The 25110-nt window shown below is 68.3% G+C and carries 22 protein-coding genes; 9 read left to right on the forward strand and 13 right to left on the reverse strand.

Going from position 1 to position 25110, the window contains the following annotated elements; all coding sequences use genetic code 11:
* The first annotated feature begins 121 nt into the window (after positions 1-121).
* The 8 genes from K225_RS0102220 to K225_RS0102255 all read left to right on the forward strand — a co-directional run bounded on the left by K225_RS0102220 (position 122) and on the right by K225_RS0102255 (position 8423).
* Positions 122-1105, forward strand: a complete 984-nt coding sequence (locus K225_RS0102220) for a tripartite tricarboxylate transporter substrate binding protein (protein WP_026434885.1) — start codon at positions 122-124, stop codon at positions 1103-1105.
* 19 nt (positions 1106-1124) lie between these two features.
* Positions 1125-2048, forward strand: coding sequence for an SDR family oxidoreductase (locus tag K225_RS0102225; protein WP_026434886.1), 924 nt, complete (start codon positions 1125-1127; stop codon positions 2046-2048).
* A gap of 6 nt (positions 2049-2054) precedes the next feature.
* Positions 2055-2942: a MaoC/PaaZ C-terminal domain-containing protein gene (locus K225_RS0102230; RefSeq protein ID WP_026434887.1), complete on the forward strand. Its 888-nt coding sequence runs from the start codon at positions 2055-2057 to the stop codon at positions 2940-2942.
* Positions 2943-2996: 54 nt separating this feature from the next.
* Positions 2997-4538: an acyl-CoA synthetase gene (locus tag K225_RS0102235; protein WP_026434888.1), complete on the forward strand. Its 1542-nt coding sequence runs from the start codon at positions 2997-2999 to the stop codon at positions 4536-4538.
* Between the two features lie 48 nt (positions 4539-4586).
* Positions 4587-5747 (forward strand): acyl-CoA dehydrogenase family protein, encoded by a 1161-nt coding sequence (locus K225_RS0102240; protein ID WP_026434889.1) that lies wholly within the window; start codon positions 4587-4589, stop codon positions 5745-5747.
* 22 nt (positions 5748-5769) lie between these two features.
* Positions 5770-6930, forward strand: a complete 1161-nt coding sequence (locus K225_RS0102245) for an acetyl-CoA acetyltransferase (RefSeq protein ID WP_026434890.1) — start codon at positions 5770-5772, stop codon at positions 6928-6930.
* 1 nt (position 6931) lies between these two features.
* Positions 6932-7345 carry a Zn-ribbon domain-containing OB-fold protein gene (locus tag K225_RS0102250; protein WP_026434891.1) on the forward strand — a complete coding sequence of 138 codons (414 nt, stop codon included), beginning with the start codon at positions 6932-6934 and terminating at the stop codon, positions 7343-7345.
* A 91-nt stretch (positions 7346-7436) separates the two neighbouring features.
* Positions 7437-8423, forward strand: coding sequence for a tripartite tricarboxylate transporter substrate binding protein (locus K225_RS0102255; protein ID WP_026434892.1), 987 nt, complete (start codon positions 7437-7439; stop codon positions 8421-8423).
* Positions 8424-8516: 93 nt separating this feature from the next.
* On the opposite strand, the gene K225_RS0102260 is transcribed toward K225_RS0102255, so the two are convergent.
* From K225_RS0102260 to K225_RS0102320, 13 genes are all read right to left on the reverse strand, one after another.
* Positions 8517-9626: a CaiB/BaiF CoA-transferase family protein gene (locus K225_RS0102260; RefSeq protein WP_026434893.1), complete on the reverse strand. Its 1110-nt coding sequence runs from the start codon at positions 9624-9626 to the stop codon at positions 8517-8519.
* Positions 9627-9667: 41 nt separating this feature from the next.
* Positions 9668-10456 (reverse strand): helix-turn-helix domain-containing protein, encoded by a 789-nt coding sequence (locus tag K225_RS0102265; protein ID WP_081679578.1) that lies wholly within the window; start codon positions 10454-10456, stop codon positions 9668-9670.
* Positions 10457-10504: 48 nt separating this feature from the next.
* The gene (locus K225_RS0102270) at positions 10505-11299 is read right to left on the reverse strand and encodes an enoyl-CoA hydratase/isomerase family protein (RefSeq protein ID WP_026434895.1); all 795 of its coding nucleotides are present in this window, start codon (positions 11297-11299) and stop codon (positions 10505-10507) included.
* Positions 11296-12102 (reverse strand): SDR family oxidoreductase, encoded by an 807-nt coding sequence (locus tag K225_RS0102275; protein ID WP_026434896.1) that lies wholly within the window; start codon positions 12100-12102, stop codon positions 11296-11298. Before K225_RS0102275 ends, K225_RS0102270 begins: the two co-directional genes overlap by 4 nt.
* On the reverse strand, positions 12095-13783 hold the full coding sequence (locus tag K225_RS20205; RefSeq protein WP_051248596.1) for a long-chain-fatty-acid--CoA ligase: 1689 nt from the start codon (positions 13781-13783) through the stop codon (positions 12095-12097). The genes K225_RS0102275 and K225_RS20205 overlap by 8 nt, the downstream gene beginning before the upstream one ends.
* 13 nt (positions 13784-13796) lie before the next feature.
* Positions 13797-15356: an AMP-binding protein gene (locus K225_RS0102285; RefSeq protein ID WP_026434897.1), complete on the reverse strand. Its 1560-nt coding sequence runs from the start codon at positions 15354-15356 to the stop codon at positions 13797-13799.
* Positions 15357-15372: 16 nt separating this feature from the next.
* Positions 15373-16557, reverse strand: coding sequence for a lipid-transfer protein (locus tag K225_RS0102290; protein WP_026434898.1), 1185 nt, complete (start codon positions 16555-16557; stop codon positions 15373-15375).
* A gap of 24 nt (positions 16558-16581) precedes the next feature.
* Complete coding sequence (locus K225_RS0102295; RefSeq protein ID WP_238323168.1) at positions 16582-18132, reverse strand: class I adenylate-forming enzyme family protein; 1551 nt, start codon at positions 18130-18132, stop codon at positions 16582-16584.
* Positions 18133-18150: 18 nt separating this feature from the next.
* Positions 18151-19134 (reverse strand): tripartite tricarboxylate transporter substrate binding protein, encoded by a 984-nt coding sequence (locus tag K225_RS0102300; RefSeq protein ID WP_026434900.1) that lies wholly within the window; start codon positions 19132-19134, stop codon positions 18151-18153.
* Positions 19135-19211: 77 nt separating this feature from the next.
* Positions 19212-20210, reverse strand: a complete 999-nt coding sequence (locus K225_RS0102305) for a tripartite tricarboxylate transporter substrate binding protein (RefSeq protein ID WP_026434901.1) — start codon at positions 20208-20210, stop codon at positions 19212-19214.
* Between the two features lie 102 nt (positions 20211-20312).
* The gene (locus K225_RS0102310) at positions 20313-21077 is read right to left on the reverse strand and encodes a crotonase/enoyl-CoA hydratase family protein (protein ID WP_026434902.1); all 765 of its coding nucleotides are present in this window, start codon (positions 21075-21077) and stop codon (positions 20313-20315) included.
* Between the two features lie 173 nt (positions 21078-21250).
* Positions 21251-22018, reverse strand: a complete 768-nt coding sequence (locus tag K225_RS0102315; RefSeq protein ID WP_026434903.1) for an SDR family NAD(P)-dependent oxidoreductase — start codon at positions 22016-22018, stop codon at positions 21251-21253.
* 63 nt (positions 22019-22081) lie between these two features.
* Positions 22082-23260 carry a thiolase family protein gene (locus K225_RS0102320; protein ID WP_026434904.1) on the reverse strand — a complete coding sequence of 393 codons (1179 nt, stop codon included), beginning with the start codon at positions 23258-23260 and terminating at the stop codon, positions 22082-22084.
* 198 nt (positions 23261-23458) lie between these two features.
* On the opposite strand from K225_RS0102320, the gene K225_RS0102325 reads away from it, so the two are divergent.
* A complete protein-coding gene (locus tag K225_RS0102325) occupies positions 23459-25108 on the forward strand; it encodes an AMP-binding protein (RefSeq protein ID WP_238323169.1) in 1650 nt (549 codons plus the stop codon).
* Positions 25109-25110 lie beyond the last annotated feature (2 nt).

The raw sequence follows: 25110 nt of genomic DNA on the forward strand, positions 1-25110 counted from the left end.
AAGAAGGGGATTTTATGGTTGACATGACGTTTTTTTCGGTCTGTAATGACCGTTAAGCGAATTTATAAATCCGCTTAGCGGACATTTCAAATCGTACAGCAACAAACAAGGAGACAAAACCATGTGGACCAGGATTTTTCAGCTGGGTGCGCCGGTGATTGCGGCCGCGTCGTTGGCCTTGCCACTCTCCGCTCACAGCAAGGGCGAGGTGTTCAAGGCCACCAAGGCCATGCACATCGTGGCGCCCAGCTCCCCGGGCGGCATCCTGGACCAGACCAGCCGGCTGGTGGCCAAGGCGCTGACCGAAATCGTCGGCCAGCCGGTCATCGTCGATAACCACCCGGGGGCCGGCGGCACCATCGGCATCCAGACCATGCTGCGCGCCGAGCCCGACGGGCATACCCTGGTGATGGGCAGCCTGGGACCCAATGCCGCCAACTACACATTGCAGGAAAAATTGCCCTACACGGCCGCCGACATGACGGCGGTGATCCGCGTGCTGTCCATGCCCGACGTGGTCGTGGTCAACCCCAGGCTACCGGTGAAAAGCATTGCCGAACTCAAGGCCTACGCGCAAAACAACTCCAATGGCGTGTCGATGGCGGTGTCCACCAGCGGTTCGTCCGGGCACCTGGCGGGCGCGATGCTGAATCAGCGGGCTGGCATCAAGGCGGTCGAGGTGGTGTACCGCGGTGCATCGCCGGCACTCACCGATTTGGTCGGAGGGCAGGTGGATTACATGGTGGACAACCTCATCACCGCCCTGCCCCTGGTGCGCGCAGGCAAGTTGCGCGCCATTGCGGTCACGACGCGTGAGCGCAGCGTGGAGTTGCCCGACACCCCCACGCTGATGGAGCTGGGCTACAAGGATTTCGATGTGTCGGTATGGCTAGGCCTGTTCGTATCGTCCAAGACGCCGGCGGCCACGGTGCAGGCCTTGAACGCCGCGCTCAACAAGGCGCTGTCCGATCCCCAGGTGCAAAAAACCATAGCGCAGCAAGGCGGCACGGCTACCGGCGGCAGCCCCAAGGAATTTGCCGATTTTGTACGCAATGAAACCACGCGTTGGGCCGAGGTGATTCGCGCCGGCAACATCAAACCCTGAGCGCACAGAAGGACTGAAGATGAATACGCAAGCACGCCCCATGCAGGGCAAGGTGGTGGTGGTCACGGGAGCTGGCAATGGCATCGGCCGGGCCACCGCCCTGCTGCTGGCGGCGCAAGGCGCCAGCGTGGTGGTCAATGACCTGGGAGCCAGCGGCAGCGGCGAGGGCAGCGATGCCGGGTCGGCGCAGAAGGTGGTCGATGAAATCACGGCTACCGGGGGTGTGGCTGTGGCCAACACCGACAGCGTGGCCACGCCCGAGGGGGCCAATGCCATCATCCAGAGGGCGATCACATGCTTCGGCCGTATCGACGGCGTGGTGAACAACGCCGGCATCCTGCGCGACCGCATTTTTCACAAAATGAACCGCGAGGAATGGCAGGCCGTGATCGATGTGCACCTCAACGGCAGCTACTACGTCAGCCGCGCCGCGGCGCCGTATTTCAAGGACCAGGAAGGCGGCGCCTACGTACACATGACGTCCACCTCGGGCCTGGTCGGCAATTTCGGCCAGGCCAATTACGCCGCGGCCAAACTGGGGATTGCCGCGCTGTCCAAGTCGATCGCGCTGGACATGGCGCGCTTTCACGTGCGTTCCAACTGCATTGCGCCCTTTGCGTGGAGCCGTCTGATCGGCACCCTGCCCAGCGAGACCGAGGCCGAGAAAAAACGCCTGGAGCGCATGCAGTCGATGAAGCCCGAGCAGGTGGCGCAGGTCGCGGCGTTCTTGCTCGGCGACGCGGCCCAGGACGTCAGCGGGCAAATTTTTGCGGTGCGCGGCAACGAGGTCATGGTCATGAGCCAGCCGCGCCCGGTGGCCTCGGTGCACAGCGGCGTGGGTTGGGACGCACAGTCGCTGGCCAATCGCGCCATGCCCGCGCTCCAGCGTGCCTTCACACCGCTGGAGCGCTCCCCTGAAGTGTTCAACTGGGACCCCGTCTGATCCGCCATGGCCATCCACTACCCCAGCCTGCGTCAATGGCCGATCGCCGACCAGCGCAATCACTATGACGAAACCGACTGCATCCGCTATGCACTGAGCCTGGGAATGGGAGCAGATCCGATGGATGAGGCGGATCTGCGCTACGTCTTCGAAGGCGATGGCAGCACGCCGATGGCCGCCATGCCCACGCTGCTGTCGGTGGTGGGTGCGCCGGGCGCCTGGGCAACGGACCCCGGCACGGGGATCGACTGGATGCAGATCCTGCACGGTGAGCACCGCATGCGCTTTCACGCGCCGCTGGCGCCCCGCGCGCAGGTGCTGAGCCAGACTTCCGTGAGCCACGTCGTGGACAAGGGCGCGGGCAAGGGGGCGCTGGTGGTCACGCGGCGCAGCGCCAGCGATGCGGCCACGGGCCAGTTGCTGGCGACGGTGGAGCATGTGTCCTTCTGCCGCGCCGACGGTGGCTTTGCTACGGCGCAGCACCCCGGCGACGCGCCCCTGCCCGCCTTGCCTGCCGTTCCGCAGCGTGAGCCGGACGCCAGTTGGGACATGCCCACCTTGCCCAGCGCCGCCTTGCTGTACCGCCTCAACGGCGACCGCAATCCCATCCACGCCTCGCCTGCCGCGGCCAGAAAGGCCGGGTTCGAGCAGCCCATCTTGCATGGCTTGTGCACCTACGGCATGGCGGCGCGCGCCATCGTGCGCCTGGCCTGCGGCAACGACGCCGGCCGGCTGGGCAGCATCGCCGCACGCTTTTCGGCGCCGGTGGTGCCGGGCGATACCTTGACGGCCCAGCTCTGGCAGGAAGAGGGTCAGGTGCGCTTTGCGGTCTGGGCCAAGGAGCGCCGGCGCATGGTGCTCAGCCATGGCCTGGCAGACATCCTGAACGCCTGAGTTTTTCTACCCATTTACGCCCCAACGCCCCTGACCTGCCTGATGAGCCCCACGATGTCCCCCCTGGAAATCCACGCCCGACGCACCCCGGATGGCGTGGCCTATCGCTTGATTCCCTCAGACCGCGCCGTCACCTGGCGCGAGCTGGAACTGCGCTCGCGCAAGCTGGCTGCGGCGATGCACGGCGCCGGCCTGCGCGCTGGCGACGGCATCGCGGTGATGCTGGAAAACCATCTGCGCTACTTCGAGATCCTGTGGGCCGCGCAGCGCAGCGGCCTGTACTACACACCGATCAGCCGCCACCTCAAGACCGAGGAAGTGAGCCATATCGTGCGCGACTGCGGGGCGAAGATGCTGCTGTGCTCGGTGCAGACCCTGGCCGAGCTGGATGCCGAGGCGCTGCGCCAGCTGCCAACGCAATGCGTCGTGCTCGATGGCCCGCACGAAGGCTTCGTCGAATATGAATCGCTGATCGACGCCCAGAGCGACGACGTGGTGATCGATCAACGCATGGAAGGGCTGGATTTCTGCTATTCCTCGGGCACCACCGGCCTGCCCAAGGGCATTAAGCGTCCGCTGGCGGAGGCCGGCAAGCATTTCGCGAGCAAGGGCAATGCGCGCACGCACTGGAAGGACTTCGACGAGGCCTCCGTCTATCTCTCGACCGCGCCCTTCTATCACACGGCCCCGGTGCGCTGGAACATGGCGGTGATGCGCGCAGGCGGGCAGTGCGTGATGATGGAGAAGTTCGACGCCGAGCTGGCGCTGCAGGCCATCGAGCGCTACCGGGTCACGCATGGCCAGTGGGTGCCCACCATGTTCATCCGCCTGCTGCGCCTGCCCGACGCGGTGCGGGCATGCCATGACCTGTCCAGCATGCGCTACGCGATCCATGCGGCGGCGCCCTGCCCGGTCGAGGTCAAGGAGCAGATGATCGCCTGGTGGGGCCCCATCCTGTACGAGTACTACAGCGGCACCGAGCTGGTGGGACGCACCTCGCTGGATTCGCACGAGTGGCTCACGCACAAGGGATCGGTCGGCAGGGCCGAAATCGGCCGGGTGCATATCGTCGGCGCGGACGGCCAGGAGCTCGGACCGGGAGACAACGGCGTGGTCTACTTCTCTGGCGGCCCACGGTTCAAATACCACAACGATCCGCAAAAGACAGCGCAGGCGTACAACGAAAACGGTTGGGCCACATACGGCGACATCGGCTACCTGGACGCGGAAGGCTATCTCTACCTGACCGACCGACTGGCCAACACCATCGTCTCCGGTGGCGTCAACATCTACCCGCAGGAAGCGGAGAACGTGCTGCACACCCATCCCGCGGTGGCGGACGTGGCCGTGATTGGCGTGCCCAACGCAGAATTCGGCGAAGAGGTGAAGGCGGTGGTGCAGTTGCAGCCGCCACACCAGGCCAGTGCGGCGTTGCAGGCCGAATTGATCGCGTACTGCCGCGACCGGATCTCGGCCCTCAAATGCCCGCGCAGCGTGGACTTCGTGGCCGCGCTACCCCGCGCCGAATCCGGCAAGCTGCTCAAGCGCCTGGTCAAGGCGCAGTACTGGGCCGGCGCGCAGCGCATCGCCCACTGATGGCAGGCGAGCACTCAGACCCCCGATGAATTCCAAGGACAGCAAGGCATGACTTCGACCCAATCGCCCGCCGGCAGCGCCCGCCCGATGTTCGGCGCAGACCATGAGCTCTACCGCAGCAGCGTCGCCCGCTTCATCGCCGACAAGATCACTCCATCGCACGCCGAGTGGGAGCGCCAGGGGCTGGTGCCCCGTCAACTGTGGCGTGATGCCGGAACCGCGGGGTTGCTGCTACCCGGCATTTCCGAGGAGTACGGCGGTGGAGGCGGCGACTTTTTGTTCAGCGCCATCGTGGTCGAGGAAATCGCTCGGGCACTGGCGACGGGCGTGACCGGCTTCACCACGCATTCGGAAAACGTGGCGCCCTATCTGCTGGAATTTGGCAGCGAGGCGCAAAAGCGCGAGTTCCTGCCCAAGATGGCCAGTGGCGAGGTGGTGGGATCGCTCGCAATGACGGAGCCGGGCGCGGGCAGCGACCTCAAGGCCATTCGCACCACGGCCAGGGCGGTGGAGGGCGGGTTCGAGCTGACCGGCCAGAAAACCTTCATCACCAATGGCCACCATGCCGACCGCGTGATCGTCTTTGCCAAGACCAACCCCGAGGTCGGCGCGCGCGGCATCAGCCTGTTCTGGGTCGATGCCCGCAGCCCCGGCTTTTCGCGCGGCCGGGTGCTGGACAAGATCGGACAGCTGGCACAGGACACGGCGGAGCTGTTCTTCGACAAGGTCTTCGTGCCGGCCGACATGGTGATCGGCGAGCTCAATGCGGGTTTTGGCTACGCGATGAGCGGGCTGATCCGCGAGCGCCTGCTGATCGCGCTGCGCTGCGCCGTGGCGCTGGAGGTGGCGCTGGACTGGACCGTGGACTATGTGAAGCAGCGCCAGACCTTCGGCCAAGCGTTGATCGACAACCAGTCCATCCGCTTCCGGCTGGCGGACATCAAGACCCAGGCCTGCGCCACCCGCGCGTTTGTGGACAGTTGCCTGGCGCAGTATCTGCAGGGCACGCTCACGGCCGATGGGGCCGCCATGGCCAAGCTGTGGGCCAGCGAGGCGACGCGCGCCATCGACGACTTGATGCAGTTCTTCGGCGGCTACGGCTATATGCGCGAATACCCCATCGCCCGCGCCTATGCGGACGTGCGTCCGAACCGGATTTACGGCGGTTCATCGGAAATCATGCGCGAAGTGATCGCGCGCAGCTTGTAAGCAATCAAAAGGAGAGGCGGGCATGAAGTCTTCGTTGTCCCGATCGGTGGCAATCGCCGGTGTGGCCGAGTCGGACCTGGGCAAGGTACCGGGCAAGTCGGCGTTGGAATTGCAGGCCCAGGCCGCCAGGCTGGCACTGGAGGATGCGGGGCTGAAGCTGCGCGACGTGGACGCGGTCTTTGCGCACACGGACGACCGCTTTTCCAGCCTGCAGCTGTCGGAATTCCTGAACATCCGGCCGGCGTTCGTCGATTCGACCAACGTCGGCGGCATGTCCAACCTGCTGCACGTGCAGCGCGCGATGGCCGCGATCCACGCGGGCATGTGCGAGGTGGCCTTGATCACCTACGGCAGCACGCAGCTGTCCGATGGCTCGCGCAAGGGTGGTGCGGTGGCTGCGGACGGCCCGCACACGCCGCGTGGCCAGTTCATCCTGCCCTACGGTCATCTGAGCCCGATCGGCTATTACGCCATGGTGGCGCAGCTGCACATGCACCGCTATGGCACGACGCACAAGGACTTGGCGGAGGTCGCGGTGGCGGCGCGGCGCTGGGCGCAGCTCAACCCCAAGGCCTACCGGCGCGAACCCACGAGCATCGACGAGGTAATGGCCTCTCCCGTGGTGGCTTCGCCGCTGCGCCAGCGCGATTGCTGCCTGGTGACCGACGGCGGGGGGGCGATGGTCGTGGTGTCTGCCGAGCGCGCGCGGGATCTGCGCCGCAAGCCGGTCTATGTGCTGGGGGCGGCAGAGACCCATGCCCACCATTACACGCCCTTCAATACCGCCGATTGGCTGGATACCGGCGTGGCGGCCACCGCAGACCAGGCCTTCCGGATGGCGGGGGTGAGTCGCGCCGACATCGATGTGGTGCAAATCTATGACCATTTCACCATTGGCGTGCTGCAGTCGCTGGAGGAGCTGGGCTTTTGCCCACGCGGTGAGGGAGGCGCCTTCGTCGCGGACGGTGCGCTCGGCCCAGGCGGGCGGTTCCCGATCAATACCTCGGGCGGTGGCTTGTCCTATGGCCACCCGGGCATGTTCGGCATGTTCGTGGCCATCGAAGCCGTGCGCCAGCTGCGCGGGGAATGTGGCGAGCGCCAGCTGCCCAAGGCGGAGCTCGCGCTGTGCCACGCTCCCGGCCTGGTCTTTTCATGCAACACCACCATGATTCTGGGAGTCTGAGATGAGCGAAGCACCGGCACGCCCCCTGCCGCAACCCACCGACCTCACCCGCCCCTACTGGCAGGCCGCAGCCCAAGGGGAGTTGCATATGCAGCACTGCGGTGCCTGCGGCCAGTGGCAGTTCTACCCGCGGCCGTTTTGCATCCATTGCGAGGCCGAGGCCTTGCAGTGGCGCGCGGTCTCCGGCCTGGGGCGCATCTACACCTACACCATCAACCACCGCGCACCCAATGCCTTCATGAAGTTGCGCCTGCCCTACGTGGTGGCCATCGTCGAGCTGGATGAGGGGCTGCGCCTCATGGCCAACATCCAGGGCGACGGCTGCCTGGATACCGCCATCGGCAGGCGCGTGAAGGTCCTCTTCGAGCCCGTATCCGAAGAGCTGGCGCTGCCGCAGTTCGCACTGCTGGAGTGACTACGCAGCATGCTGGCCTCGCGCGGCAGCGCGTAGGACCCGCAAGCCCCTGAGCGGCACCCCGTTTTTCAACGACAAAGGAGACAACGCCATGCCTGGAGCACTGAAGAAAATGCACCTGCCCTCGCGCCGCGCCCTGCTGCTGGGCGCGGCCACCGTGCTTGCCGCGGGCACACTGCCCGCCTACAGCAGTGAGGTGAGCAAGTTGTATGTGGGTTTCGCCGCCGGTGGTGCCACCGACACCCTTGCACGCCTGATCGCGCCCGCCCTGTCGAGCGAACTGGGGCAGAGCTTCATCGTGGAGAACCTGCCCGGCGCCTCGGGCATGCTGGCCGCCAAGGCAGTGGAGCGCAGCGCACCCCAGCAACCCGCCTATGTGCTGTATCCGACGATGACCATGCTGGGCAAGGTGCTCGCGGGCCAGAACCCCGACCTGGACAAGATCACGCCCATCTCCCTGCTCTACGAACAGTTCACCCTCGTGGTCATCAACCCCCAGGTGCCCGGCCTGGAAAATGTGCGCTCGCTGCAGGATCTGCTGCAGGTGGCCAAGGCCAAGCCGGGCATGACCTACGGCCCGATGGGCGTGGGAAGCACGGGGCACCTGACCATGGAGTGGCTCAACAGCCTGGCCGGCGTGAAGATGCAGGCCGTGCCCTACAAGGGCGGCTCGCCGGCCATGGCCGACCTGCTGGGCGGGCACATCGGCGTGCTCATCGCCGACTCCACCGTCGTCGCCCCCCATTTGAAGTCCGACAAGGTGCGCGCCATCGCCGTGAATTACCCCCAGCGCATGCCTGCGCTGCCGGACGTACCCACCATCCAGGAACAGAGCTTCAAGGAAGTCGCCGGGGTACCCTGGGTGGTACTGGCAGGCCCTGCGGGCATAAGCGAGGCGCAGACTGCCACGATGGCCAAAGCCTTGGCCCGCGTATTGGCCAAGCCGGAGCTGGTGCAGGCCATGCGCGCCCAGAACGTCGAGCCCCGAAGCTCCAGCCCCAAGGACGCAGCCCGGCTGATGCAGGCCGACCTGGCGCTGTGGTCACGCATCATCAAAGAGAAGAACATCTCGAACTGAGGCGCCCGGCGCGGCGCGCAGCCATGGCCCACGGTGTTCGCCGTGGGCTTTTTTTCTGCACCGCGCCCAGCCGCACCTGCTCGGTGGCCCGGCTCACTTGCGCCACACGGCCCTGGCGCCTTGTGCCGCCAGTTGCGCCTGCACCTGTTGGGTGTGCGCGCCGGGTGCGCATGCCTCACCCGGCGCATATGCGGCCCCATCGAAACGCGGCGCAGGCACGGCCTGCAGCGTGCCGCCTTGCTCGACATAGACCCCGCGCGCGCGCATGTGCAGGTGCTCTGCCGCTTCGGGCGGGCTGAGTACGGCGCCAAAGCACACGTCGGTGGGCTCCAGCAGCGCCTGCCAATGGGCGCAGGGCTGACTGAGGAACAAAGCCGCCAGGCGCGCGCGGCGCTGTGGCCAGGCGGCCTTGTCCCACTGACCGGTGACGAAATCGGCATCGCCCTGCAGACCCAGCGTCTCCAGCAGCAATGCGTAAAACTGCGGCTCGATCGCGCCCAGGGTGATGTGCTTGCCATCGGCGCAGACATAGGTCTCATAAAAGGGCGAGCTGTCGTACATGCTGTGGCCACGCTCGTCGGCCACCACGCCGCGCTGGCGCGCGCTCAGGTTCAGGTTCAGCATATGGGCTGCGCCGTCCACGATGGCGGCATCCACCACCGTGCCGCGGCCCGTGGCGCGCGCCTGCACGATGCCCGACAGCAGGCCCGTCATCAGGTACAGGGCGCCGCCGCCGATGTCGCCCAGCACGGCGAAGGGCGACACGGGCCGCGCGTCCGCCGGGCTGCAGCCCCACAGCGCGCCGCTGACGGCGGCGTAGTTGGTGTCGTGCCCGGCGCGCGGTGCCAGCGGCCCGCTCTGGCCCCAGCCGGTCATGCGCCCATACACCAGGCGGGGGTTGACCGCCAGGCACTCCTCGGGCCCCAGGCCCAGGCGCTCCATCACGCCGGGGCGCATGCCTTCGATGAGCGCATCGGCCTCGGCCACCAGCGCCAGCACCAGCTGGCGGCCTTCCTCGGTCTTGAGATCGGCGAACACCGAGCGCTTGCCACGGTTGAGCAGCGCGCCGGTGGTCTCGCGGCCCTTCGTCTCGCGCACCACGGAGATCACGTCCGCCCCCAGGTCGGCGAGGTGCATCGCACAAAATGGCCCCGGCCCCAGGCCGCCAATCTCCAGCACGCGTACGCTGTCCAGTACCTTCACGGTGTCTCCTTGGTTGGTGTTGTGTGTTGCTTTGGGCCGCATCAGGTCAGGCCCGATGCCCCGAGCACGCTCTCCACCGAACGCACCAGCGTGCGCAGGCGCGGTCCCAGGTCTGTCTCCAGCCGGGTGTATATGGGGCTGAAGACCGGCACCGAGACCGCGAACACCCAGAGTTCACCGTCTTGCGGCTGCGACATGGGCACGGCGATGGATTCGATCTCGCGGTGCAGGTCGCCATGGCTGCGGCAAAAGCCGTGGCGGGCGAAGTCGTCGCGTGCGTCTGCCAGGCGCTGCTCCAGCCAGACGGCGCGCTGCGGGTCTTTGCGCTGCAGGTCCTGCAGGTAGGCCTGGCGATCGTTCTCTGCCATGCCCAGCAGGTAGGCACGGCCCGTGGCCGTGCGCGAGAGCGATGTGGACACGCCGATTTCCTGGCGGAACACCGTGTTGCCCATGCCGTTGGCCAGCTCCACCAGGCACAGCTCGCGCCTGTAGCCCACGGCCAGCTGCACCTGCCCCTCGGTCAGGTCGGCCAGCGCCTGCATGTGCGGCCGGGCGAACTGGCGCAGGGCCATGCGCGTGAGCACGGGCGAGGCCAGCTGCAGCAAACCCAGGCCCGGCACGTACTTGGACAGGCGCTCCGAGTAGCGCAGCAAACCCAGCTCGCACAGCGTGTCCGTCAGGCGAAACAGCGTGGGCTTGGGCAGGCCGGTCAGGTCCATCAGCTCCTTGGCGCTGAGTTCCTGGCATTTGTTGGAAAAGCACCGCAATATGGAAACGCCACGCACCAGGGCGCTGACCAGTTTGCCGTCCGGATCTGCGTTCACGTTCACATGGACCTCAAAAGCTCAAAAAACCAGAGATTTTCGCCTGTTTCCACATCAGGCCTGCGGCCACTGGAAGGGCATTGGCCTTTTCTCCAGGAAGCAACGCACAGCGTCCCGGTGCTCGGGCGTGCCCATGGCCAGGGCCTGGGCGTTGGCCTCCTGCTCCAGCAGCGAGGGCAGGTCGCTGGCGGCCAGCGCGAGCGAGCGCTTGATGAGGCTCAGCGCCACGGGCGATGCGCCCACGAAGCTGCGCGCGATGTCCTGGGCGCGGCCTTGCAGCGCGCCGGGCTCGACCAGCTCGGTGGCAATGCCCAGCCGCAGCGCCTCCTCGGCCGAGACCTCGCGGCCCGACAGCATCAGCTCGCGCGCACGCTGCACGCCGACCACGCGCGGCAGGGTGTAGAACGCCGCGCAGTCCGGCACCACGCCGACGCGGATGAACGACATGGCAAAGCGCGCGCGCGTGCTGGCGATGATGAAGTCCGCCGCCAGCGCCAGGCTGAAGCCCGCGCCATAGGCCGCGCCGTCCACGGCGGCGACCACCGGCTTGTCCAGCAGCATCAGGTCCTTGAGCCAGTCGTGCAGGCTGGTGAGGCGCCGGCGCCAGCCGCCGTTGTCCAGCCCGCTGGCCGCGATGTTGCCCAGGTCCCCGCCCGAGCAGAAATGCGCGCCCGCGCCCGTCAGCACCAGCGCGCGGATGGCAGGGTCGGCCTGCACCTGGCGCACCACCTCGGCCATCTCCACGCGCATGGCGGGGTCGAAGGCGTTGCGCTTGTCGGGGTTGCTCAAGGTCAGCGTGGCCACGCCGTCCTGCACGCCGAAAACGATGCGTTCGTAGGTCTTGCTCATGCCGCGCTCCGGGGCACGTAAGAGGCGCGCATGTCGCGCCCGCCGCGCAGCGACGAGCCGCCATCCACGGGAATCACCGCACCCGTCACGTAGCCCGCCTGTGGTGACGACAGGAACAGCGCCATGTTGGCAATATCTTCCAGCGTGCCCATGCGCTGCAGCGGCACGCTGGCCACTGCATTGGCCAGCGCCTCGGGCGATGGTGCCAGGCGCCGCATGCCCTCGGTGTCGCCAATCGGGCCGGGGGCGATGGCGTTCACACGCACGCCCACCTCGCCCCATTCCATGGCCAGCACGCGCGTCATCATGTCGATGCCGGCCTTGGCGGCGCAGGCATGGACCTGGTACATGGTGGGGTTGACGCCCTGCGGCGCCGAGATGCTGATGACGCTGGCGCCCGGCTTCCTGAGCAGTGGGTAGGCCAGGCGCAGCACGTGGAAAGTGCCATTCAGGTCGATGTCGATCACCGTCTTGAAGCCATTGGGCGACAGATCGGCCGCCGGTGCGATGAAGTTGCCCGCCGCGCCGGAGATCAGCACGTCGATCTCGCCAAACTGCGCATGCGCCTGGCGCAGCGCGGCGTCGACCGCGGCGGGGTCGCGCACGTCGGCGCTGATGCCCAGCGCCTGGGCGCCCAGCGCGCGCAGCCCTTCGGCCGCCTGCTGTACCTTGTCGGGTGAGCGGCTCATGACGGTGACATGGGCGCCGGCGCGTGCGAACGCCTGGGCGATGCCCAGATTGATGCCGCTGGTGCCGCCGGCGACAAAGACGTGGCGGCCGGTGAAGGAGGAAATGTCAGACATGGTTGGGTTCTTTCTGCGCCGCCTCTTGCAGCTGGCGCCACTGGATTTTTCCGGTTGCAGACTTGGGTAATTGATCGACGAAGCTGACCAGGCGCGGCACCTTGTAGGCCGCCATCTGCGCCCGACACCATTCGATGAGTGCGTCTTCGCTCAGGGCAACACCGGACTTGCGCACCACCACGGCCTTGACGGTCTCGCCGCGTCGCGCGTCGGCCACGCCGATCACGCAGGCCTCCCGCACGGCCGGATGACCGTAGAGCATGGTCTCGACCTCGGCCGGCCAGACCTTGTAGCCCGAGGCGTTGATCATGCGTTTCAGGCGGTCGCGCATAAAGAAGAAGCCTTCCTCGTCCACATAGGCCAGGTCGCCGGTGCGGAAGTAGCGCCGGCCATCGCGCTCGAAGAACGCAGCGCGGTCGGCCGCCTCGTTGCGCCAGTAGCCGCGCATGACCTGCAGCCCACTGGTGACCAGCTCGCCGACCTCGCCCTGAGGCAGCTCCTGCAGGGTCTCGGGGTCGACGATGATCGAATGCACGCCCTGCGTGGCCATGCCAAGGCACTGGCGCTTGCCATGCTGCACGGGGTTGGCGTGCAGGAAGGCGGCGGTCTCGGTCAGGCCGTAGGCCTCGTTGTAAGTCAGGCCGAAGCGCTCGGCCAGCATGGTGGACACGGCCTCGGGCATGGCGGCGCCGCCGCCGCCCAGCAGCGTAAGGCTCGCGACGTCGATCTGGTGCGCGTCGGCCTGGGCGAACAGGTCGATGACCATGCTGGGCGGGGCCGACCAGACGCTGACCCGGTGGCGTGCGATCAGGCGCGCGGCCTGCAAGGCGTCCCAGCGCGGCAGCATCACCACGGTGGCCCCGGTGACCATGGGCGCGTTCATGCCGGCTTGCATGCCCAGCATGTGGAACATGGGCGCCACGGCCAGGCTCACCATGTCGGCATGGGTGCCGCGCCATTGCTGGCCGGCCACCACCGGGGCCAGCATGGTGGCGTGCGTGTGCATGCAGCCCTTGGGATGGCCCGTGGTGCCCGAGGTGTAGGGCAGCACGGCCAGGTCGTCGGGCCCGGCGCTGCGCGGCGCGGGCGCCAGGGCCTGCTCCAGCGCGGCCTGAAAACCGTGGTAGTTGCCGCCGGGCAGTGGCGCGCGCGGCGCGGTCACGACCTCGGGCAGCCCCTCGTCGGGGTGGGCGGGCAGCAGGTCGCTATAGGCGTGGACCAGGGCCGCGTCCAGCAGCCCCTCGGCCATGCAGGGCCGCACGCTGGCCAGCAGCTCCTGCGCCACGATGGCCACGCGCGCGCCGCTGTCGCCGGCGTAGTAGCGCAGCTCGGTGGCCGTGGTCATGGCGCTCACCGGCACCAGCACCGCGCCGGCGCGGAAGATGGCGTAGCTGGCGATGGTGAACTGCGGGCAGTTCTGGCTTTGCAGCAGCACCCGGTCGCCCGCCTGCACGCCCAGGCGCTGCTGCAGGTAGCCGGCCAGCGCCTGCACCTGCGCCCACAGCTCGGCGTAGCGGATGCAGGCGCCGCCAAACAGGATGGCCGGCTTGTCCGGGGTGCGGCGGGCTGCCACCTCCAGGTAGTCATCGAGCGTGACACGCGGCACGCGCAGCTCGTGCGGCACGCCCCTGGGCCAATGGGGCAGGGCGATGGCCTGCGATGCTTCGAAAGCGGTGTTCATGGCGGTCGCCTCGTTAGCCCACCTGCCGCGCCTGCCCGTCCCAGAAGCGGGCGCGCAAGGCTTTCTTGTCGATCTTGCCCAGCGGGGTCACGGGCAGCGCTGGCTCCAGCCACAGCTGCTTGGGCGTGTGCAGCGCGCCCTTGTGCGCGTGCACGAAGTCCATCAGCGCCTGGGGCCCGGCGCTGGCGCCGGGCTTGAGCACCACCAGGGCCACGACCGCCTCGCCCCATTTGGCATCGGGCACGCCGATGACGGCGGATTGCGCCACGGCCGGATGCAGGGCCAGGCAGGCCTCGACCTCGCTGGAATAGACGTTGAAGCCGCCGGTGATGACCATGTCCTTGGCGCGATCCACTAGGTACAGGTAACCATCGGCGTCGCGGCGCGCCATGTCGCCGGTGTGCAGCCAGTCGCCGGCAAAGGCTTCTTCCGTGGCGTCGGGGCGGTTCAGGTAGCCCTCCATGACCAAGGGGCTGCGCACGCACAGCTCGCCCACCTCGCCGGCGGCCACCTCCTGGCCTTGCGCATCCAGCAGCCGCACCTGGTTACCCGGCAAGGCCTGGCCGCAGGACTGCAGCCGCTCGGGGCGCGCCAGGTCGTGCGCGTCCTTGCGCAGATAGCTAATGGTCATCGGCGCTTCGGCCTGGCCGTAGAGCTGGCCAAAGATGGGCCCGAAGCGCTGCAGCGCCTCGGCCAGCCGCGCCGGCGCCATGGGCGAGGCGCCATACAGCACGTACTGCAGGCTGGAGCGGTCCCATTGGTCCAGGCCAGGGTGGTCCAGCAGGCCATAGATCTGCGTGGGCACCAGAAAGGTGGCGGTGATGCGGTGCTGCTGCACGGCCTGCAAGAACGCATCGGGCGCGTATTTGTCCAGCAGCACCAGCGTGCCCCCGCGCAGCAGCGTGGGCAGCACCAGCGAACCACCGGCGTGCGAGATCGGTGTGGCGACCAGCACGCGCAGCGCCTCGGGCCATTCCCAGCCGGCGAGTTGCTGCAGCAGCATGGTCAGCGTGGTGCGGCTGCGGTGGACCACGCCCTTGGGACGACCGGTGGTGCCGCCGGTGTAGGTGACACGGTAGATGTCCTCGGGCCGTGCGGCGATGGGCAGCTCACCGCCGTCGAAGGCCAGGCTGGCGGCGATGGCGTCCTCGCCCAGCGCCGACGGGCCCAGCCCCAGCACCTGGGGCACCACGCCGCGCTCCTGGAGTGCCTGGCCGCGCTCCACATGCTGCGCGCCCACCACCAGCGTGCTGATGCCCGCATCCTGCAGCACGAAGGCCTGGTCATCGAGCGCACTCAGGGGGTGCAGCGAGGTCTGGCGCAGGCCCAGCCAGGCGCAGGCGATGATGACCACCAAGGCCTCGGGCTGGTTGCTGGTCAGCACCGCCAGGCCGTCCTGGTGCGTGAGCCCGCGCGCGCGCAGGTAGCGCGCCATGGCTTGGACGCGCCGCTGCAGCTCGGCGTAGGTCCAGTGGCTGCCGTCGGGCAGCACCAGCGCCACGCGTTCGGGGAAGGACCGCAGCGCCGATCGGAAGGTTTCGGCCACTGTGGCGCCGGTGTGCAATGCGCTCATGCTGTGCTCCGCCGTATCAAGCCGCCTGGTACAGCGTGACCACGCAGGCGCCGCCCAGTCCCAGGTTGTGCTGCAGCGCCAGGCGTGCGCCCTCGACCTGGCGCTCTCCCGCCTGGCCGCGCAGCTGCCAGGTCAGCTCGGCGCATTGCGCCAGGCCCGTGGCGCCCAGCGGGTGGCCCTTGGACAGCAGGCCGCCCGAGGGGTTGGTGACCACGCGCCCGCCGTAGGTGTTGTCGCCGTCGAGGATGAATTTCTCGGCCCCGCCCTCGGGGGCCAGGCCCAGGGCTTCGTAGGTGATCAGCTCGTTGGCCGTGAAGCAGTCGTGCAGCTCGACCACCTGCACGTCCTCGGGGCCGACGCCGGCAGATTCGTACACCTGGCGCGCCGCTGCGGCCGACATGTCGTAGCCGACCACGCGGCGCATGTCATCGCTGTCGAAGGTGCTGGCGGTGTCCGTGGTCATGGCCTGGGCGGCGATGGTCACGCGCTGGTCCAGGCCGTGCTTTTTGGCAAAGTCGGCCGAGCACAGCACGGCCGCTGCCGCGCCGCAGGTGGGCGGGCAGCATTGGTAGCGCGTCAGCGGGCCGAACACCTGGGGCGAGGCCATGACCTCTTCGAGCGTCAGCGTCTGGCGGAACACCGCCAGCGGGTTGCGCGCCGCATGCTGGCGCGCCTTGACCGAGATGCGGCCGAAGGTGTCGGCACGGATGCCGTACTGCTTCATGTAGTCCAGCCCCGCGCCGCCGAAGAACTGCGCCGCGCGCGGCGCTGCCGCATCCAGCCCCTGGTGCGCGACCATGGTCTCGGCAAAGCGCACCATGGGAGAGGGACGGTCGTCCCAGGCGCCCTTGAGGGCCCCGGGCTGCATCTGCTCAAAACCCAGCGCGATGGCGCATTCCACCATGCCGCTTTCCACCGCCTGGCGCGCCAGGTACAGGGCGCTGGAACCGGTGGCGCAGTTGTTGTTGACGTTGAACACCGGGATGCCGCTCAGGCCCACGCCGTAGATCGCCGCCTGGCCCGCGGTCGAGTCGCCATAGACATAGCCGACATAGGCCTGCTGCACCTCGGCGTAATCCACGCCCGCGTCCTGCAGCGCAAGCTGGGCGGCGCGCGCGCCCATCACGGGGTAGGGTTCGCTGGCACCGGGCTTGGTGAAGGGGATCATGCCGACACCGACGACATGGACGGCACGCTGCATAGGGCGCATGGGGGCTCCTGGAATTTAGGGGTTGCGGTCTGGCGCAAGGCGGGCAAGCTGCTCGCGCAAACGGTTCTTCAAAATCTTGCCGGTGGGCGACAGCGGCAGCGCGTCCAGCACATGCACCACGCGCGGGCATTTGAAGCCCGACAGCTGCGCCCTGGCATGTTCGCGCAGCGCCTCGGGGGTGGCTGTGTGTTCGGGGCGCAGCACCACGGCGGCGTGCACCGCCTCGCCCCATTGCGCATCCGGCACGCCGACGACGCCGCACAGGGCCACGGCGGGGTGGCGCATCAGCGCGGACTCGACCTCCAGCGAGTACACGTTCTCGCCGCCGCTGATGATCATGTCCTTGAGGCGATCGACCAGGTACACATGGCCGGCCTCGTCCATCCAGCCGCCGTCGCCGGTGTGCATCCAGCCATCCTGGAGCACCTGGGCCGTGGCCTCGGGCTGGCGCCAGTAGCCCTGCATCACGCTGGGGCCGCGCACGCAGATTTCGCCCACTGCGCCCACAGGAAGAACCTGCCCATCCGGCCCGGCGATGCGCAGCTCGCTGCCCCAGCCGGCGCGGCCCACCGAGGTCAGGTGCGCCAGGTGCGCGCCATGGTTGGCCAGCGTGTAAGGGCCGTTCAGGCTGGCGCTGGCGGCGGTTTCGGTCATGCCGTAGGCGGCGGCAAATTCGACCTGCGGCAGCGCCTGCATGGCGCGCAGCAGCAGCGGCTGCGGCATGGGCGCGGCGCCGTGGACGATGCGCTGGAGCGAGGGCAGGCGGGCGGCGTCAAAGTCCGGCGCGTCCAGCAGCATCTGCAGCATGCTGGGCACCAGCATGATCTCGCTGACCCCATGCTCGGCGATCGCCTGCAGCACCTGCGCGGGGCGGAACTGGGTTTCGATCACGCAGGTGCTGCCCTGCACGATCTGCCCCACCAGCCGGCCCAGGCCGGCCACATGGAACAGCGGCGTGGCCAGCAGCGAGGTACCGGTGCTGGGCAGCTGCGCCTGCCGCGCCACGCTGGCCGACCACAGGTTGGCGTGCGAGAGCATCACGCCCTTGGGAAAGCCGGTGGTACCGCCGGTGAACAGCACGATGGCCAGCGCGTCGCCGCCCTGGCGGCAGTCTTCCAGCGGCTGGGCGGCGGCCAGCAGCGCCTCGGTGCAGGCGATGTTCGCGTTGGCCGGATCGGTGTTCGTCCCCAGCAGCAGCGTCGGGATGGGTTCGGGCAACGCCGGTGCGCCGGGCAGCAGGGCGGTGTCGGCCAGCAGCAGCCGGGGCTGTACGTCCTGCAGCGCGTGCTGCATCTCGGCGCGGCTCCAGCGGGTGTTCAGCGGACAGACCACGCCGCCCGCCCACCAGGTGGCGAGGAAGGCCTCGACGCAATGGTCGCTGTTGTGCGCCAGCAGGGCCACACGCTCGCCCGGCTGCACGCCCTGGGCGCGCAGCACGGCGGCCAGCCGCGCCACGCGGCTGACCAGCGTGCGCCAGTCCTGGCGGCGCGCGCCGCACAGGGTGGCGGTGCGCTGCGGGTGCTGCTGCAGCGCGCGGTGCAGGCCCTGGGTCAGGTAGATGGGCATAGGGCGTCGCTCAGCTCGTCAGTCCAGCCGGACGCCGGTTTCCTGAATGATGCGGGCGTACAGCGCGTCGTCGCCTTGCACCTGGCGGCGGTAGGCCTGCAGCTCGTTGCCCACGATCTCCATGTCCAGGCCTTGCATGGCCGTGGTGATTTCGGGCGAGCGCAGCAGCCGCACCACTTCGCGGTTGAGCTTTTGCTGGATGGCCTCGGGCGTCCCCGCCGGGGCGAACAGGCCGATCCAGCCTTCGGCATCCAGCGAGTGGTAGCCCTTTTCCACAAAGGTCGGCACGTCCGGCAGGCTGGGCCAGCGCTTGGGACCGGTGATGGCCAGAAGCTTGGCGTTGTCGCCCAGCGTGCGCAGGGCTGCCACGTCCAATAGGCCGGCGGATACATGGTTGCCCTTGAGCGCCACCAGCAGCGGCGCTCCGCCCTGGAAGGCCACCGGCGTGATGTCCAGATTGGCCTGGCGGGCGAACATCAAGCCCTGCAGGTGCGGCGTGGTGCCGGGGCCGTAGTTGCCCAGGCTGTATTTGCCGGGGTTCTTGCGCACCAGGGCGATGAACTCGTCCAGCGTATGCACGCCCAGGTCTTTTTGCACCGCCAGCGTCAACTGCGCGCGCACCAGGTTGGTGATGGGGGCCAGCTCGGCCATGGTGTAGGGCTTGCTGGGGCGCAGGTGGGGCTGCTGCAGCACCGAAGCCAGATGCACCAGCAGGGTATGGCCGTCGGGGGCCGAGCCGATGACCGTCTTGGTGCCCAGGATGCCGCCGGCGCCGGGCTTGTTTTCGACAATGACCGGCTGGCCCCAGCTTTGCTGCAGCCCCTTGGCCAGGTGGCGCGCCAGGGTGTCGGTCGCGCCGCCAGCGGGGAACGGCACGATCAGGCGGATCGGCTTGGCCGGGAACGCAGCTGCGGCGTCGGCGCCGGCCTGCGCCAGGGCACTGCCGGCAAGGCCGCAGCCCAGCACGCCCAGGGCGGCGCGTCGGCTCATCGGATGTGGCATGGTGTTTGTCTCCTGTCGTTGCTTGACGTCAAAACCATTTCCTGCGTCCGCGTCGGCGGCGCCTGCCCGCTGGTCGCTCAATCGAGCTGCAGTTTCTGGCTGCGGATCAGCTCGCCCCAGTCCTGGCGGTCACGCTCTACCATCTGCGCGAACGGCTCGCTCGCCATGCCGCCGGGCCGGCCGCCGAGTTCGCGGTAACGCTTGACCACGGCCGGGTCCTGCAGCACGGCGATGAGGTTGTCGGTGAGTTTCTTGGCGACGGCCGGCGGCGTCTTGGCGGGCAGGAAGAAGCCCATCCAGCCGACCTTGTCGAAGTCCTTCATGCCCAGCTCGGTCATGGTGGGCACGTCGGGCAGCTCGGGCTCGCGCGTGGCGCCGGTCACGGCCAGGGCGCGCAGCTTGCCGTCCTTGACGTGGCCCAGCGACCCCGTGAGGTTGTCGAACATGAACTGGGTCTCGCCCGCCACGATGGCCAGGGTGGCGGGCGCGGAGCCCTTGTAGGGGATATGGACCACGTCCACCCCCGCGCTCTGGCGCAGCAGTTCGCCCATCAGGTGCGTGGTCTGGCCCACGCCCGCGGACGAAAACGCCAGCTTGCCCGGCTCGCGCTTGGCGGCGGCGACGAGTTCCTTCAGGCTCTTGATGGGCGACTTCACCGGCACGACCAGCACGTTGGCGAACGAGATCATGTCGGTCAGCGCGATGAAATCCTCGGCCTTGTAGGGGAGCTTCTGGTAGGCGGTGTAGTTGATGGCGTTGGAGCCGGTGTTGCCCACCAGCACGGTGTAGCCGTCCGCAGGAGCGCGCGCCACGAGGCTGCTGCCCAGCGAGCCACCCGCGCCGGGCTTGTTGTCCACCACGATGGGCTGGCCCAGCCGCTCGCTGAGCTTTTGCGCCATGAAGCGCACGGGCGTGTCGGTGGTTCCGCCCGCCGCACCGGGTACGACGAAGGTGATGGGGCGCGTGGGCCAGGTGGTGTCGGCCCGTGCGGGCTGGGATGCACCCAGGGCGGCCAGGCCCAGCAGGGCGCTGGCGCCTGCCAGGCGCAGCGCGTGGCAGCGATGGGGGATTGGCATGGTCTTGTCTCCTTGGGGCCTGGCGGCACTGCGGCCGCCTTTTCGCTATGAATTAGCCAGCTATTTGCGCTGGATGGACGGGCGGCAACGCCTCTTTTCCCATCAAACACCCTTCCAGACCGGCGCGCGCTTCTCGGCGAAGGCCGCGGCGCCCTCGCGCGCGTCCAGCGAGGCGAACACCGGTGCGGTGATGACGGCCTGGCGCTCGAACATCTCGGCCTGCGGCCAGTCGGCCGATTCCTGCGCCACACGCTTGCTGGCAATCAGCGCCAGCGGGCCGTTGGCGGCCACGGCCTGGGCCAGTTCCAGGGCAGCGTCCAGCGCCTGGCCAGGCTCGACCAGGCGGTTGACCAGGCCATGGGCCTGGGCACGCTCGGCGCTGAACATGTCGCCGGTGAGGATGGCTTCCATGGCCACGTGGTAGGGCAGGCGCTTGGGCAGGCGCAGCAGCCCGCCCGCGGCGGCGGCCAGGCCGCGCTTGACCTCGGGAAGGCCGAACTTGGCCGTCTTGGCGGCCACGATCAGGTCGCAGGCCAGCACGGTTTCAAAGCCTCCGGCCAGGGCATAGCCCTCCACGGCGGCGATCAGCGGCTTGCGCGGCGGCTGTTGCGTGAGCCCCAGGAACCCCCGGCCCGGCAGGCTGGGGCGCTTGCCCTGCAAAAAGCCCTTCAGGTCCATGCCTGCGCAGAACGTGCCGCCCGCGCCGGTGATGACGCCCACCTGCAGCGCGGGGTTGCGGTCCAGCTCGTCCAGCGCCGCCGCCATGGCCTCGGCCATCTCCAGCGTCGCGGCGTTGCGCGCCTCGGGGTTGCTCAGCGTCATGACCAGCACGTTGCCGCGCACTTCGACCAGTACCGTGGAACTCATAAAAATCCTTTCAGTGATTCGCCGCGTTGCAGGACTCTCGACCCATGAAACTGGCGCAACCCCAGCCAGGGCCACCGCGCAAGGGCCGCCCCGCCGCGCTGGTGGCGTCCCCCTGCCCGCATTGCGCAGCAATGCGAGAGCGGGGGGAAGCGGCGTAGCCGCTCAGGGGGGTGTTATCTAGGTTGCATGCGAATGGCCCCATCCAGGCGGATGGTTTCGCCATTGAGCATGGGGTTCTCCAGGATGTGCAGCGCGGTCATCGCGTATTCGCTGGGGTGGCCCAGGCGGGCCGGGTTGGGCACCGAAGCGCCCAGCGACTGGCGCACGGCCTCGGGCAGCTTGGCCAGGATGGGCGTGTCGAACAGGCCCGGGGCGATGGTGCACACGCGGATCAGCTTGGAGGCCAGGTCGCGTGCGGCCACGATGGTCATGCCGATCACGCCGGCCTTGGAGGAGGCGTAGGGAATCTGGCCGATCTGCCCCTCATAGCCCGCCACCGACGCGGTGAGCACGCACACGCCGCGCTCGCCATCGATCGGCTCGTTCTTGGCCATGGCGACGGCCGCCAGGCGCAGCGTGTTGAAGCTGCCGATCTGGTTCACGCGGATGATGTTGGTGTATTTTTCCAGCGAGCCGGGGCTGCCGTCCTTCTCGATCAGGCGCACCGGCCCGCCGATGCCGGCGCAATGCACCAGCGCGCGGAAGTTGCCAAACGCCTCGGCCGCGGCGACGGCCTGGGCCATCTGCTCGGCGTCGGACACGTCGGCCTTCACATAGCGCAGGCGGCCGGCGTACTTTTGTTCCATGGCCGCACCGCGCTCGTCGTTCAGGTCCACGGCCACCACGTTCAGGCCGCGCTCCAGCAGCGCGATGGCCGAGGCCTCGCCCAGGCCCGAGACGCCGCCGGTGACGAGGGCGGTCATTCCTTGTGTCAGTTTCATGTTGCTTTCCTTTTTGGGCTTTAGCGCTTTTCCAGAAAGCGCCGAATGCTATTGAATTGGGAGTTACAAGCGCTCGATGATCGTGGCGTTGGCCATGCCGCCGGCTTCGCACATGGACTGCAGGCCGTAGCGCTGGCCGCTGTCTTCCAGGGCGTGCAGCATGGTGGTCATGAGGCGGATGCCCGAGGCGCCCAGCGGGTGGCCCAGGGCGATGGCGCCGCCGCGCGGGTTCAGGCGCTCGCCGTCGGCCTTCAGCTCTTTTTGCCAGGCCATGGGCACCGAGGCAAAGGCCTCGTTGATCTCGTAGTGGTGGATGTCGTCCAGCTGCATGCCGGCCTTGGCCAGCACGCGCTGGGTGGCGGGGATGGGGGCGGTGAGCATGTACAGCGGGTCGTCGCCCACCACGTCAAAGGCGACAAAGCGCGCGCGGGGGCGCAGACCCAGCTGCAGCGCGCGCTCCTCGTTCATGATGAGCATGGCGCTGGCGCCGTCGGTCATCTGCGAGGCGTTGCCGGCCGTGGTGGCCCACTGGATCTGCGGGAAGCGCGCCGACAGCTCCTCGCTCTGGAACACGGCCTTCAGGCCGGCCAGCTTTTCCACCGTGGTGCCGGGGCGGATGGTTTCATCGGCCATGACGCGGCCGGCAGGCGTATCGATGCCCACGATCTCGCGGGCAAAACCACCGCCCGACTGCGCGGCATGGGCACGCTGGTGCGAGCATGCGGCGTAGGTGTCCAGATCGGTGCGCGACAGCCCCCACTTCGCGGCCACCAGATCGGCCGATACGCCCTGGCCCACCAGGCCGGGTGCGAAGCGTGCGTCGAAGCGCGGGCCGGTGGTGTTCTGCCCCATGCGCGAGCTGCCCATGGGCACGCGGCTCATCGATTCCACGCCGCAGGCGATCACGATGTCCTGCGTGCCGGCCATGATGGCCTGCGCCGCGAAGTGCACGGCCTGCTGGCTGGAGCCGCACTTGCGGTCGATGGTGGTCGAGGGCACATGCGCAGGCAGGCCGGCGGCCAGCCAGGCCAGGCGCCCGGGCGTGCCTGCCTGCTCGCCCGCCTGGCTGACGCAGCCGCAGATCACGTCGTCCACCTGGCCGGGGTCGATCTTGTTGCGGGCAACCAGTTGCTCCAGCACCTGGGAGAGCAGGTCCACGGGATGCAGCTGGGCCAGTGCGCCACCGGGCTTGGCCCGGGCCATGGGGCTGCGAATGGCATCGACGATGACGGGATTTTTCATGCTCACTCCATGTGTTTATGAGACTGATGATCCATTAAAAATGATTTTGTGCGAGTTAGTTTGTGCTAAACACCGTGTTTACCCGGTACGTTTTGCCCATGCGGCCTGAAAAAATCCGTCAACAAATCATTTTTGTGAGACAGGCATTTCGCTTTTTGGTGGACCTCTCCGCCGCGGCGGCCTGCCAAGGAACAACAGATGACAGACATGCAGGATTTTTTTGCCGCCGGGCAGCCCCAAGGCAAAAAGCCACCTCCTCGGGGGGCGGCGACCCGCGTAGCGGTGGGGCATGGGGGTTTTTTCAGCCGTGCGGCAACGGCTCCCGAGCGGGTGGTGCTGGTCATGGCCGAAACCGGCGCACGCTACACCGCTGGCGAGGTGGCCCGCAGTGCCTTGCAGATGGCGCAGTGGCTCCATGCCCAGGGGTTGCAGGCCGGCGAGCGTTTCGCGGTGGTGCTGGAAAATCGCGTCGAGATCCTGGCCTTGGCCCTGGCGGCCCGGCAGGCGGGCCTGTATGCCGCCGTGCTCAGCACCCACCTGACGCCGGCCGAGGTGGCCTACATCGTGCAAGACTGCGGCGCGCGGCTGGTGGTGGCATCGCACAAGACCCTGCCCCAGCTCGCCGAACTGCAGGCCGCCCACCCTCTGCCTTGCTGGACGGTGGATGCAGCCACGCCGCAGGCGCCTTCGCTGCCGGCCGCGCTGCAGGCCCTGCAAGGCCCGCCGGCAGACTTTGCGGACCGCCCGCTGGGCCGCGACCTGCTGTATTCCTCTGGCACCACGGGCCGGCCCAAGGGCGTGCTCAAGCCCCTGTGGCCCGCCGCGCTGCGCGGCCAGGCCGACCCCGAAGCGCTTGCCACGGGACGCATCATGGGCATGGACGAGCACACCGTCTATCTGTCGCCCGCGCCGCTGTACCACGCTGCGCCGCTGCGCTACACGCTGCGCGTGCTCGAGCTCGGCGGGCAGGCCGTGGTCATGGAGCGTTTTGACGCCGAAACCGCGCTGGCGCTGATCGAGCGCTACCGCGTCACCCACAGCCAGTGGGTGCCCACCATGTTCGTCCGCATGCTCAAACTGCCCGAAGAGGTACGCCGGCGCTACGACCTGTCCAGCCACCGCGTGGCCATCCATGCCGCAGCGCCCTGTCCGGTGGATGTGAAGCGCGCCATGCTCGACTGGTGGGGCGACATCCTGATGGAGTACTACGCGGGTTCCGAGGGCTGCGGCACGACGATGATCAACTCGACCGAGTGGCGCCAGCGCCCCGGCTCGGTGGGTCGGCCCACCACGGGGCAGCTGCACATCGTGGATGACGACGGCCGGGAGCTGCCCGCGGGCGAGATCGGCCAGGTGTATTTCTCGGGTGGCGGGCAGTTCAGCTACCTCAACGATCCCGAGAAAACCCGCCAGGCCATCAACGAGCGCGGCTGGATCACCTATGGCGACATCGGCCATGTGGATGCCGAGGGCTACCTGTTCCTGAGCGACCGCCGGGCGGACCTGATCCTCTCGGGCGGCGTCAACCTGTACCCGCAGGAGATCGAGAACGCGCTGGCGCGCCACTGCGGTGTGCAGGAGGTGGCCGTGGTGGGTGTGCCCCATCCCGACTTTGGCGAGGTGCCGCTGGCGGCCGTGGTGCTGCGCCCGGGCGCCGAGGGCTCGCTGGCCACGGCCCGCGCCATCGCCGAGCAGGCCGCCGAGGTGCTGGCGCGCATGAAGCTGCCCCAGCGCGTGGTGTTTGTCGATGCCCTGCCGCGCCTGGAGACCGGCAAGCTGCTGCGCCGCAAGCTCAAGGAGCGCTTTCGCGGCGAGCCGCAGGCGGGCTTTGCCCTGCGCGACTCCTGAAA

It is taken from the genome of Acidovorax sp. JHL-9 (genome assembly GCF_000426205.1).
Lineage (GTDB): Bacteria > Pseudomonadota > Gammaproteobacteria > Burkholderiales > Burkholderiaceae_C > Acidovorax > Acidovorax soli.

What these genes read in the sequence shown, in the direction of transcription:
- K225_RS0102320 (WP_026434904.1), bottom strand. Translation starts at nt 23,260, where the DNA reads ATGAAAAATCCCGTCATCGTCGATGCCATTCGCAGCCCCATGGCCCGG.
- K225_RS0102240 (WP_026434889.1), top strand. Translation starts at nt 4,587, where the DNA reads ATGACTTCGACCCAATCGCCCGCCGGCAGCGCCCGCCCGATGTTCGGC.
- K225_RS0102270 (WP_026434895.1), bottom strand. Translation starts at nt 11,299, where the DNA reads ATGAGCAAGACCTACGAACGCATCGTTTTCGGCGTGCAGGACGGCGTG.
- K225_RS0102310 (WP_026434902.1), bottom strand. Translation starts at nt 21,077, where the DNA reads ATGAGTTCCACGGTACTGGTCGAAGTGCGCGGCAACGTGCTGGTCATG.
- K225_RS0102245 (WP_026434890.1), top strand. Translation starts at nt 5,770, where the DNA reads ATGAAGTCTTCGTTGTCCCGATCGGTGGCAATCGCCGGTGTGGCCGAG.
- K225_RS0102225 (WP_026434886.1), top strand. Translation starts at nt 1,125, where the DNA reads ATGAATACGCAAGCACGCCCCATGCAGGGCAAGGTGGTGGTGGTCACG.
- K225_RS0102220 (WP_026434885.1), top strand. Translation starts at nt 122, where the DNA reads ATGTGGACCAGGATTTTTCAGCTGGGTGCGCCGGTGATTGCGGCCGCG.
- K225_RS0102230 (WP_026434887.1), top strand. Translation starts at nt 2,055, where the DNA reads ATGGCCATCCACTACCCCAGCCTGCGTCAATGGCCGATCGCCGACCAG.
- K225_RS0102295 (WP_238323168.1), bottom strand. Translation starts at nt 18,132, where the DNA reads ATGCCCATCTACCTGACCCAGGGCCTGCACCGCGCGCTGCAGCAGCAC.
- K225_RS0102315 (WP_026434903.1), bottom strand. Translation starts at nt 22,018, where the DNA reads ATGAAACTGACACAAGGAATGACCGCCCTCGTCACCGGCGGCGTCTCG.
- K225_RS0102255 (WP_026434892.1), top strand. Translation starts at nt 7,437, where the DNA reads ATGCCTGGAGCACTGAAGAAAATGCACCTGCCCTCGCGCCGCGCCCTG.
- K225_RS0102275 (WP_026434896.1), bottom strand. Translation starts at nt 12,102, where the DNA reads ATGTCTGACATTTCCTCCTTCACCGGCCGCCACGTCTTTGTCGCCGGC.
- K225_RS0102285 (WP_026434897.1), bottom strand. Translation starts at nt 15,356, where the DNA reads ATGAGCGCATTGCACACCGGCGCCACAGTGGCCGAAACCTTCCGATCG.
- K225_RS0102300 (WP_026434900.1), bottom strand. Translation starts at nt 19,134, where the DNA reads ATGCCACATCCGATGAGCCGACGCGCCGCCCTGGGCGTGCTGGGCTGC.
- K225_RS0102325 (WP_238323169.1), top strand. Translation starts at nt 23,459, where the DNA reads ATGACAGACATGCAGGATTTTTTTGCCGCCGGGCAGCCCCAAGGCAAA.
- K225_RS0102305 (WP_026434901.1), bottom strand. Translation starts at nt 20,210, where the DNA reads ATGCCAATCCCCCATCGCTGCCACGCGCTGCGCCTGGCAGGCGCCAGC.
- K225_RS0102290 (WP_026434898.1), bottom strand. Translation starts at nt 16,557, where the DNA reads ATGCAGCGTGCCGTCCATGTCGTCGGTGTCGGCATGATCCCCTTCACC.
- K225_RS0102250 (WP_026434891.1), top strand. Translation starts at nt 6,932, where the DNA reads ATGAGCGAAGCACCGGCACGCCCCCTGCCGCAACCCACCGACCTCACC.
- K225_RS0102235 (WP_026434888.1), top strand. Translation starts at nt 2,997, where the DNA reads ATGTCCCCCCTGGAAATCCACGCCCGACGCACCCCGGATGGCGTGGCC.
- K225_RS20205 (WP_051248596.1), bottom strand. Translation starts at nt 13,783, where the DNA reads ATGAACACCGCTTTCGAAGCATCGCAGGCCATCGCCCTGCCCCATTGG.